The organism is Candidatus Bandiella numerosa (assembly GCF_021811875.1).
Taxonomy (GTDB): Bacteria; Pseudomonadota; Alphaproteobacteria; order Rickettsiales; family Midichloriaceae; genus Aquirickettsia; species Aquirickettsia numerosa_A.
The window spans coordinates 1-11,235 of sequence record NZ_JAJBJD010000013.1 but is presented as its reverse complement, the minus strand read 5'-3'; the positions used below and the strand labels follow the sequence as shown (position 1 = coordinate 11,235).

The following is an 11,235-nucleotide window of genomic DNA, read 5'->3' as shown; positions in this document are numbered from 1 at the left end:
TTCTTGAATTCCTATTATTCTATCAGCTTTTATACCAAACTTATCGTTCTTCTTTATATGAATCTAATTTTTTAAATCCATTTATTGCATATCTTCCTTGCTTTGCATTTATGCAACGGCCTTTAAAGAGTTATGATCAGAATAAACGCAGATTTCTTGTAAAACATGGTGATGATTCAGTATTCGCAAAGATGGATTTATCCGACCTTAAAAAGGTATTGGATTATCTTGGCTAAAAATCCTAAAATAGGTATTGAAAAAGTAATGTTAGAGGTATACCATCAGTTCATACTTTTATGATACCGTCGTTTAAAATGAACAAGCAAAACAAAGCCCTTTTGAAGTTGCCAAATATTGAGCAAGAGATAGAGTTACCAATTATAGATGGAACAAAGGGACCTTCAGCAATAGATGTTAGAAATTTATATAAAAACACAGGATATTTTACTTATGACCCAGGTTTTATGTCAACTGCTTCTTGTGATTCATCAATAACCTATATTGATGGGGAAAATGGAGTGTTGCAACATAGAGGATATAACATTACTGAATTAGCAGAAAAAAACGACTTTATGGACGTTTGTTATTTACTTCTATATGGCGAATTACCAAGTCAAACAGAAAAAAGTACCTTTATCAATTCTATAAGACATCATACTATGGTGCATGAACAGTTGCACTTTTTCTTTAGGGGATTTCCAAGGCATTCTCACCCCATGGCTATAATGGTTGGGACGGTCAGTTCATTGTCTGCATTTTATCATGAGAGTCTAGATATTAGAGATGAAAAACAAAGAGATGAAACTATTCATAAAATTATCGCAAAAATCCCAACACTTGCAGCTATGGCATACAAATATTCTGTAGGATTACCATTTATTTATCCAGATAATAAATTAGACTTCAGTTCAAATTTACTAAAAATGATGTTTGGTGTACCTACTGAAGAATATAAAGTAAATAGTGTTGTTGCCAGAGCATTAGATAAGCTTTTAATTTTACACGCTGATCACGAGCAAAACGCTTCTACTTCAACAGTTAGGTTAGCTGGATCCTCAGGAGCTAATCCATTTGCTGTAGTAAGTGCTGGAATTGCATCACTATGGGGACCTGCTCATGGAGGTGCTAATGAAGAGGTAATTAAAATGCTACAAGAAATTGGAGAACCTGAAAATATTCCAAAATATATTGACAAGGCAAAGGATAAAAATGATTCCTTTAGGCTTATGGGTTTTGGACACAGAGTTTATAAAAATTATGACCCAAGAGCAAGCGTTTTAAAAAGATATTGCCATGAAATGTTATCTGATTTGAATATAAAAGGTGATAAATTGCTTGATATAGCTACTGAACTTGAAAGTATTGCACTGAAAGATGATTACTTTAAAGAAAAAAAATTGTTCCCAAATGTAGATTTTTATTCCGGAATTATTTATAGAGCACTAGGTATTTCAACGCAGATGTTTACTGTATTTTTTGCATTAGCGAGAACAGCAGGATGGGTTTCTCAATGGAAAGAAATGATAGAGGATCCTAATATGAAAATTGGAAGACCAAGGCAGGTTTACACTGGTGTAAAAATAAGATAATGTGATTATTTATCTCAAACAATTAATGGATTAGTGCATTATGCTTAGTACGCTAGGTAGTAAATTTAAAAAGTTTCCCATAAGCCTTAAGGCAATAATAGTATTTTTTGTGGTGATAGTCGCATGGATGTTAAGTGGATTATTTTCTGAAAAAAAATCTGAAGTAAACAATGTTGAGAATCATAAAAATTTAAACTATAAAATTGTCGATTCAAAAGCCTTAGATATGCCTAAAATTTTGATCTTTGCTGGTACCATTGAAGCAAAAAATCAGATAGATTTGATTAATGAAGTAGATGGTAAAGTAACAGATATTTTGGCGAGTGAAGGACAGAAGTTAGCAAAAAATGATCCTATTATTGATTTAGAAAAAAAAGATTATCTTGATAAGCTAAATTCAGCAAAAGAAAACTTGGTTAGCAAAGAAGTACTTTATGAATCTGCATTAAAACTTTCAAAAAAAGGATTAGGTTCTGAATCTAATATTGCTGATGCAAAAGCTCAGTTTTATCAAGCAAAAGGTCAATTAAAGCAAGCTCAGTTAAATCTTGATAACACGACTATTAGAGCTCCTTACGATGGAACTATTAATGAAATTAACGTTAAAAAAAGTAATTACCTTGGCATTAATTCTAAAGTTGGTAAATTCACATCTAATCAGATAATAAAAATAAAATTTGAAATACCCTATCAACAATTTGACCAAATTAAAAATAGCATTGGTGCTTATATCTTTATTAATGGTCAAAAAATCTCTATTCCTAAGGTATCCTCATTAAGTGAAATAGCGAATGAGTTAACAAAAACATATACTGCCGAAATTGTCACTGAAAATTTTGATAATGCGTTAAAAAGTGGCCAGTTAGTTAAAGTTTTTGTTCATGTGGGTGATTTTAAAGCACACAAAATCTCTCAATCCACTCTTAGCATCGATAAAAATGGCTTTACTGGAGTTAAAGTAGTAAATAACAATAGTATTGTTGAATTTGTTCCAGTGGAAATTATAGATGAAGATAAGGATGGATTTTGGGTAATTAATCTACCTAACTTTTCTAAGATTATTACATTGGGGCATGTGTATTTAAAATCAGGTGAAAAATTATAAACTACAACATGGGGAAAATATTTAATGTTCCTTTTAGTGATAATTTTTTAGAACAATTTGTAAAAAAGATTTTAGATGTCTCGAATAATTTTGAAAATCCACAAAATAATCTCATACTTCTTCCTCATAAAAGAATACAAAATGCCTTTTTAAAAAAACTACTACTTTTCAATAACAAAATAGTTCTTCCTCAAGTTTTAACTTTTACTGCTATAGATGAAAATATATTAGAATTTGATAGGTTTTGTAATAACATTCACATTGCTAAACTTAAATTAATTAAAAAGCAAATTCTTAAAAATGATCAAATGTACATATTAATATCATTGATTTTAGAATCAATTAAAAATCAAAATATTAATAATGACTTTGATACAAAATTTTTAAATTCGATAGATTTGCATAAACTTTCTAAAAGTGTCGATGAGTATTACTATTATCAATATTACAAAAAAGAAATCATCCCAAGTACAAAAATTGAAAAATTATTTTTACTAATTATTGCAGAATTAGAAGCCTACTTGCAATCTACAAATACAACTTTCAAAGCAAATTCCTTAAACTACGCTACTGAGGAAATTATCAAAAATTGGAATCATAATAGCAACAGTTGTATTTTTATTATTTTACCCCAAACAGAAGTAAGTTACATAAAACACTTTATTGACAATTTAGTGAGGTATAAAAATTCCTATATATTTATCAGGGGCTTTGACAAAGGTGCTAGTATAAAAAATTTACACCAAATACACATACATAATTTTTTAGACAGAAATAACTTAGCAATTGATTCAGTTCAGGGTGTTTCTAAATCAAAGCAGATAGGCTTTCACATACCCTCCATAATACTAAATAATATTAATGAAAATTTTTATCAGGCTCCACTAAAAAATTTCAATATTATTCGTGGAAAAAATCTAAACGAAGAAGCTAAAATGCTAGCTCTTGTTATCCGAGAAAAATTAGAGATGGGCAAAAATAATATAATTGTACAGACAAAATCCTATGAACTGGCAAAAAAAATTGAGAGCTCATTGAAATTGTGGAATATACACGTGGATAATTTAGTGAGTAATCTACCTGAAAAATCCACTTATTCGCACTTTTTTCTACTAATTTCTCTATACTTAAACACAGAAAAAAATGATTATTTATTACTTCTCGATATCTTAAAATCTAGCCATTGTAGGATAGATAATCAATTAATTAACACATATGAATTAAAATTTTTAAGAAAGTTATTATATAGAGATAAAGTTTCTGATTATTTAATTGGGCTAAATGATTCTGATAAAGATAAATTTAGTATCTTGCTAGAAACTGAAAATATATTTCTAGAGAAAAAAAGATTGTTAAAAAATCCTAATTTAACTCTGCTGGACTATTTTAAAATTCACCTTAAGCTATTTGATTTTCTAAAAAATGATTCTGATAACATTGAATTTCAAGAAATACTTATATTGATTGAGCAAAAATTGGAAATATTTAAAAATGATAACAATATTAATTTTACCAAATATATAAAAATTATTGATAAACTTTTAACATCAAATCAAAAATCTAATAATTCTCAAAATCATAAATCTGTAACAATACTGCAAACCTTTGAAACAAGGAATATTCAATATGATACAGTCTTTTTTGCAGGACTGAATGAAGGTATTTTTCCAGATGCAAATTTTGATAAAAATTATTTTAGTAAAGGATTTAGGCAAATTAATAATCTAAAACCCATTGATTCAGAAATGCAATTTATGGAGTATGATTTTATAAGTTCGTTCTATAATAATGATTTAATACTAAGTTGCTCGGAATCTACTAATGCAAAAAATCAAATTTGTAGATGGTTAGAAAAATTATTAGCATTTCAAAGTATAAACAAGCAATCAGCCATCTTTACTGAAAAATATAAAAAAATACTTCAAAATATTTATAAGCAACCCATTGAAAAAAATTCTGATATTGTATACACAAAAGTTTATGTTGACCAAAGACCTAAGAAAATTTCTGTTACTGGTATAGAAAAATTAATATCTAATCCTTATGTATACTATATAAAATATATATTGAAAATAAATCCTCTGGAAAAAATTGCGAGAGAAGCTGAGAAAAAAGATTTTGGAATATTGCTTCACGATTTAATATCAAAAGCACTGTCAGGACAACATAGCAATTCAGAAGAATTTGGTAATTGGTTTTTCGCAAAATTTAATGAATATACCGAATATAGATATATACCATATAAAATATCAACGTTTTGGTTTTTACGTTTGGTAAATATCGTAAATTCTATATATAAAAATTTTTATCATCAAGGTGAAAATTATAAATCTTTTAGTGAAATAGTTGGCACCATTAATTTACAATTTCAATCTCACAATATCGAGCTTTTTTGTATAGCAGATAGAATAGAAATTTCACAACAAGGCAATATTGCTGAAATTATTGATTTTAAATCTGGTCATATTCCAAATGAAAGTGAAATATCTGCAGGATTATATCCGCAACTACCTATTGAAAAATATATATTTCAAAACAAAGGCTTTAAATTAGATATTAATAATAATATTAATATCGTGAATTTACATTATTTTGATATTAGCGGAAAATCAAAAAATGTTGAAAAAAAGGCAATAAATGGTGACTTAGCCGAAATTGAAAGAGGATTAAGATTATTATTAGAAAAATTTTTATGTAACGAAACAGATTTTTTTATTACAAGAGACAAAATCATAAATAAAAGAAACAAAAACTACTCCCACATCTTGAGAATATGATTTATACTTTATTTTACTTTTCTATCCTCTCCTTTTGTGGTTTAGAAATTGACTGTTTAAAGATATTTCGCAAAAACCCTGGCGTTAAAGTAGATAGATAATTTGCACTAACTTTGATATCTTCATCAATATACCCCTTCATATCAAATAGTGTACTCAGAATCATGCCTTCATTTTTTGGACCAGAAAAAAGATTTAAAAATGGTACCTTCTTAAAAATTGTATTTACTATATTTTCTGGCACAATCACTACTCTCGAATTCAAATATTTGGTTTCTATATCTATATTTCCACTCAGCTTCAGTGCTAATAATTTAGACTCAGCAACGCAGTCATTAAATTCCAAATACCTGCCATCATATTCAATTGGACACTGAAAACTGTAGAATCTAATTCCTTTATTCTTAATAATGCTCTGCCATGTTGAAATTGGAGCTGTTAATGTTAATAAATTAAGTAGGGCAGGAGTTTTAGTTGCATAAAAATTATTTAATTCAACAAAGCCCTTAAATTTTTTACGCGTTTCATAACTGCCTTTAATTTCTAAATTACCTTCACCAATTTTTTCTGTTATCCCCAGTGCTTTTAACACAGAACCTGCATCAGGAGATGTAATAGATAAAACTGGATAGTTATAATATACTCTTAATTGCCTATTTCCGTCTAAAAATGCAGATATGTTTACACTTATATTTCTCTGATTATTTACTGAAATATCAACTTTATTAAGTGATATGTTGTTTCTTAAAATCAGATTATCAATTTTACCTTCAAAACTGAAAAATCCTCCGCTCTTGATATTGTCAGAGCTTAATTGATTTATTAATTCTTTTAAGCTAAATTCACTCAAATCTGCTGTAATTCCATTAACTGTAATTCGGTTTAAATTTTCCACTTTATCATAATTTAAAACCATTCCTTGAACATTATTTTGAAATATACTGCATTTGAATTTTATTAACTCTCTTCTTTTATCGTTAACAACCCCAGTTCCTGAAAAATATTTATTAGGTATTTTAAATTCAAATTTTGAAATTTTTGTTTCGTCCTCACCATTATTTACAAATTTAATATAAATGCTTCCTGGAAATTTTGCCTTTTTAACTATACTAAGTGCATCAATATTTACTGAAGTATTATGCAAATCTACCCAAAATTCTGACGTTATTTCATTAGGAGTTACTTCTATAATACCTTTCATATTAGTACTATTATTAAAAAAATTTGAAAGTGGAATTTTCAGCTTTTGAAAATTTTGCAAATTATCATTAGTATTAATTTTAATTAAATAATTTTGATTATTTTTAATAGAGATATCTGAATTTACATTAATATTAAGCAACCCGTTAATTTTGGCAATACCTTTTATTTTTAATTTCTCCTCAACTAAATTCGCTTCCAAATTACCATTAGTTAATTGATAATTTTGATATATATCGCTTATAGAGACCTTAGTTAATTTGGAGTGTAAATTAATTTTTAAATCTTCAAACGTTGGCATTTTATAAAATGGCACGACAAAGTTAATTTTCGTATTTGCCATACCTTCTATATTTTTTGGTACTTGAAATTCATAATGCATATTAGCAATTTCCAATTGCTCACTTATACTTCCTAAAATATTTGCATTAAATATCATGCTCACGTTTTCTTGATTCATATCTTCTATTTCAGCAGTAATACCATTTATAGAATTACTCAAAACTTTTCCATCGCCGCTACTTATAATCAGATTCTTTGTAGTAAATTTTACTTCAGCAGTGTTGAGGGTTATTACAGGGACAGTTTGAAGATACTTTAATTTTGCATTTTTTAAACTTATTGACGTTGTAAGTGCAGATTCATCTTGTTTATCAAAATCATTTATAAGTGTTAAATTGCTAACATATCCATCTTCTAGATGTTCTGATAACCATAAATGCACTGCCGGTAAAAGATTTTTTGACCATGTTCCTAAAACTTTCTTAGTGGATAAATTTAAAACATCAAAATTTAGAACTAACTTTTTTGCCTCATAATTAATTTTGCCCCTTACTGGTATTTCATTATCTATCTTTAAAGTCAGATAAGGTATGTTAATTTTGCTGAAATTTTCTAACAATTCTCCATTAAAATTTAAGTTATTAATAGCCACATCATTTTGTAAAAATTTTTTACTGGCTATATTTGTTATCCCATCCTGTATAAAACTAAAATTTACTTTCTCTAAAAAATTTAGATAATATAACGTTGTATCAAAGTTAATTTTAAAATCAGTGCTTATGCTCGTTTGTCCAATTTTGATCTTATTTAATTTCCCAGGTTGCTTATCTGACGTAATACTGCCTTTTACACTCATAGCATTATTAGAAATAGTAGTAATAGAAATTTTTAAATTAGCTATTGCATCACTAATGTTAATTAAGGAAATAATCTCAACATCATTTGTATCACTAAATTTAAATTCTAAATTTTGCAAACTAATAGCATAGTCATCCCCATTTTCAGTTTTGATAATTATCTTAAAATTCTCTACAATATAACTGCTACCTTTCATTAAATGTTGATATTTTTTCAGTATATTTACTACATTTTCTATAGGAATTTTTTCCTGACTTATACCGTTATTTTTTTTTGATTTATCATATATAACGGCCACATCTCTCTCATCAAAAACTATACCCTTAAATATTTTATTATTTCTTTGCAATAATAGATTATATATGTCAAATTTCAGCCTTAGGTTTGGCGCCATAAAAACGGCACTCTTTTTATAGCTTAATTCCCAATCATCCAAGCCAAGGATGATCGACATATCTTTTAAGTCAAGAGATACGCCTGTACGTATTTTGCTTATGCTAATTTGATCCAGATTTTTTTCAATATTATGCTTAACTATCACATCGATAAAATTGAAGTGCTTTGGTCCAAAAAAGCTTAAATACACTATTATAGCCGTCAATATTAATAGCAACGCTATAAGACTATATTTAAAAATTGCTACCAGCCTTTTTAGGTAGCGTCTACCTGAGGATTTGATAGAACTATTCATTAATAAATACTTTTTCGATTAGGTTATTTCGTGAACTGAAGTTATCAATTTGTGCACTTCTAAAATTAGTATATGATAAATTACTATCGTTAATTGACATGTCTATTAAATTGCTTTTGGAAAAATTTATTCCTGCTAAATATGAATTTAAGATTTCTGATTTATTTAAGATCGCCTGGTAAAACGTAGAATTTTTTAGGTTACTCGAAGAAAAATTAGCGTTCATTAAATTTACCCTTCTAAAATTAGAACTATCAAAATAACTTAGCATAACAATAAATTCTGAAATCATGCCATCTTGAAAAAGTGAATAACTCATATCACTTCTATTTATAATTACCTTAGATAATTTTGCTTCACTAAAATTAATTGCCTTCGCATTAATTTTGTCAAATATTACATCTGTTAAATTTGACTTTTGAAAATTTGATGCAAATATAAGACAATCCTGAAAAACAACTCCTTTTAATTGACTACTTCCCCAATCAATTGCTTTTAAATTGCTATTAGCTATATTAACATTGTTAAAGTTACTTGAAGAAAAAAAATTTAAATCCCAAAATACCTCAGCAATTTTTACATCCTGAAATGAAGTATTTTTGAATTTTGACCTTACTATTTTTGATTTATCTAAATTGCTATTATTAAAATTAGAGTTGGAAAAATTCGATGCAAATATTTTGGCATTTTCAAAATTTGTTGCCACAAATATTGAGCTTTTAGCATAAGTTTTACTCAGCCTACTACTTGTCAAATTTGCCTTTGTCAAATTTGCTCTGCTAATATTTGCATTAACAAATGTCGATCTTTTTAATGAAGCATTTTCAAAATTTACCCCTTCTAAAAAAGCATTGGTAAATACGCAATCATCTAAATTTGCTCCAGAAAAATTAACACGATACATAATAGTATTTGAAAAATCCATGCCTGATAAATTCAATCCACTTAGGTTACTCCCTAGTGATTCAACGATGTTAATAGGCTGATTAGAGTCTTTTGCTGAATCGATAAAATCTTGAATTTTATCCCTAGTAAGATCTGATTTTTGCACTTCATTAACGTCTACATCACTATCCTTAAGCGTATTTTGCATTGATTTAAATTTTTTTAAAATCGCTTCAACACTTTCATCCTCTGCAACGGCTAAATCCACATCTAAAATTAGCAATAAACAAAGTGAAAACACAATTTTAAATAAAAATTTCATTTTATAAATAACTTTCTATATATTTTTCAAAAATTTGAACCGCATTAAGCGCAGCTCCTTTTCTAAGATTATCAGAAACTATCCATAAATTTAAAATATTATTGGCAACATCTTGTCTAATTCTTGATACATAAACCTCGTCTCTACCTACACAATCTATCGGGGTAAAATAACTATATTCACTTGTTCTATCTGTCACTATCCCATCTGATTTATTTAAAATATTATAAGCTTCGTTTACTGATATATTTTTAGAAAATTCAACATTAACTGACATACTATGTCCTACAAAAACAGGAACTCTAACACACGTTGCAGTTACATCAATGTCACTACATAACATCTTTTTTGTTTCTTCCATAACCTTAATTTCTTCTTTAGTATAGCCACTTTCAACTAGCTCATCAATTCTGGCAATTACATTAAACGCTGTTTTCTCTCTATTATTATCATCGGCAAATGCGTTGACCAATCTATTTTTTGTTTGAGCATATAAATCATCCATTGCTTTTTTGCCAGCCCCTGAAACTGATTGATATGTTGAAACAACAATTCTAGATACTTGAGCAAATTTGTGTAAATTTTTAAGTGTCACAACCAAAGGAATTGCTACACAATTGGGATTTGCGACTATATGTGATTTTTTCGCAAGCTTTAGTGATGATATATTAACTTCCGGCACTACTAATGGAATCTCTTTATGCATTCTAAAATGAGAAGATAAATCTATAACCAATTTTGCTTCTTTGCTTGCTTTTGGTACATATTCTCTAGATGTATCTGCACCAGTTGCAAAAAATACAAAATCAATACCTGTAAAATCAAATCCTTCTAAAGCATTTACTCCGATTGCTTTATTGTTAAAAATTACCTCTTTGCCGACCGATTCCTGAGATGCAACTGCAAATATATTTTCTATTTTAATTTTGGAGTTTTCTAGAGTACTGAAAATCTCTCTACCAACATTACCTGTAGCACCAACCACCGCAACACTATATTTCATATTATTAATATAAGAGGTTTAAAGCCATACTATAATAACTCATTACGAAAGCAAGAAAATTTCAAATTTCATCAAATAAAAGTTTTACAATAATAATTTCATCATTTTTTTTAATCTTCAAACTACCATTATGAATTTTCATTATAAATTTTGCATATAATAAACCTTTAGTTATAAAAAGAAGTTCATTAATCACCGTTGATCTTGGAAAATCAATTTTAATTATTTTTTTATGAATTTCTTCCAAATCTAGCTTTCCCTCTATAGTGATAATGATTTTTTTCATCCCTGAATCTTTTTTAAGGCTGATATTAACATTATTAGGCTGTTTATATTCATAAAATTTTGTAAGTAGCTCACAAAACATTGCTTTTATTAAATTCTTGTCTCCATAGATAAGACCATTGCATAATAGGCAGAAAGAAACATATATGATAGAATGAAAAGATAAGTACATACGAAAGAGGAGGCAAAATGTCATTTTTAGTAAGAGAAGCAGAAGAACGTATAGAGAAGAGTAAGT

At 27.9% G+C, this 11,235-nt stretch carries 8 protein-coding genes; 4 read left to right on the top strand and 4 right to left on the bottom strand.

The features are described 5' to 3' along the window. The 4 genes from L8D11_RS01105 to L8D11_RS01090 all read left to right on the top strand — a co-directional run. Nucleotides 1-236 (top strand): hypothetical protein (locus L8D11_RS01105; protein WP_236869837.1); only part of this gene is annotated, 236 nt, incomplete at its 5' end. Between the two features lie 78 nt (nucleotides 237-314). Further along, complete coding sequence (locus L8D11_RS01100) at nucleotides 315-1,589, top strand: citrate synthase (RefSeq protein WP_236869836.1); 1,275 nt, start codon at nucleotides 315-317, stop codon at nucleotides 1,587-1,589. Nucleotides 1,590-1,629: 40 nt separating this feature from the next. Beyond that, the gene (locus tag L8D11_RS01095) at nucleotides 1,630-2,694 is read left to right on the top strand and encodes an efflux RND transporter periplasmic adaptor subunit (RefSeq protein ID WP_236869835.1); all 1,065 of its coding nucleotides are present in this window, start codon (nucleotides 1,630-1,632) and stop codon (nucleotides 2,692-2,694) included. Nucleotides 2,695-2,702: 8 nt separating this feature from the next. Further along, nucleotides 2,703-5,471, top strand: coding sequence for a PD-(D/E)XK nuclease family protein (locus L8D11_RS01090; RefSeq protein ID WP_236869834.1), 2,769 nt, complete (start codon nucleotides 2,703-2,705; stop codon nucleotides 5,469-5,471). A gap of 13 nt (nucleotides 5,472-5,484) precedes the next feature. Here the strand turns inward: L8D11_RS01090 and L8D11_RS01085 are convergent, their stop codons facing one another. From L8D11_RS01085 to L8D11_RS01070, 4 genes are all read right to left on the bottom strand, one after another. Further along, nucleotides 5,485-8,502 carry a YhdP family protein gene (locus L8D11_RS01085; RefSeq protein WP_236869833.1) on the bottom strand — a complete coding sequence of 1,006 codons (3,018 nt, stop codon included), beginning with the start codon at nucleotides 8,500-8,502 and terminating at the stop codon, nucleotides 5,485-5,487. Then, nucleotides 8,495-9,709, bottom strand: a complete 1,215-nt coding sequence (locus tag L8D11_RS01080; RefSeq protein ID WP_236869832.1) for a pentapeptide repeat-containing protein — start codon at nucleotides 9,707-9,709, stop codon at nucleotides 8,495-8,497. The genes L8D11_RS01085 and L8D11_RS01080 overlap by 8 nt, the downstream gene beginning before the upstream one ends. 1 nt (nucleotide 9,710) lies before the next feature. Beyond that, the gene (locus L8D11_RS01075) at nucleotides 9,711-10,712 is read right to left on the bottom strand and encodes an aspartate-semialdehyde dehydrogenase (RefSeq protein ID WP_236869831.1); all 1,002 of its coding nucleotides are present in this window, start codon (nucleotides 10,710-10,712) and stop codon (nucleotides 9,711-9,713) included. Nucleotides 10,713-10,773: 61 nt separating this feature from the next. Further along, nucleotides 10,774-11,079 carry a hypothetical protein gene (locus L8D11_RS01070; protein ID WP_236869830.1) on the bottom strand — a complete coding sequence of 102 codons (306 nt, stop codon included), beginning with the start codon at nucleotides 11,077-11,079 and terminating at the stop codon, nucleotides 10,774-10,776. Between the last annotated feature and the right edge of the window lie 156 nt (nucleotides 11,080-11,235).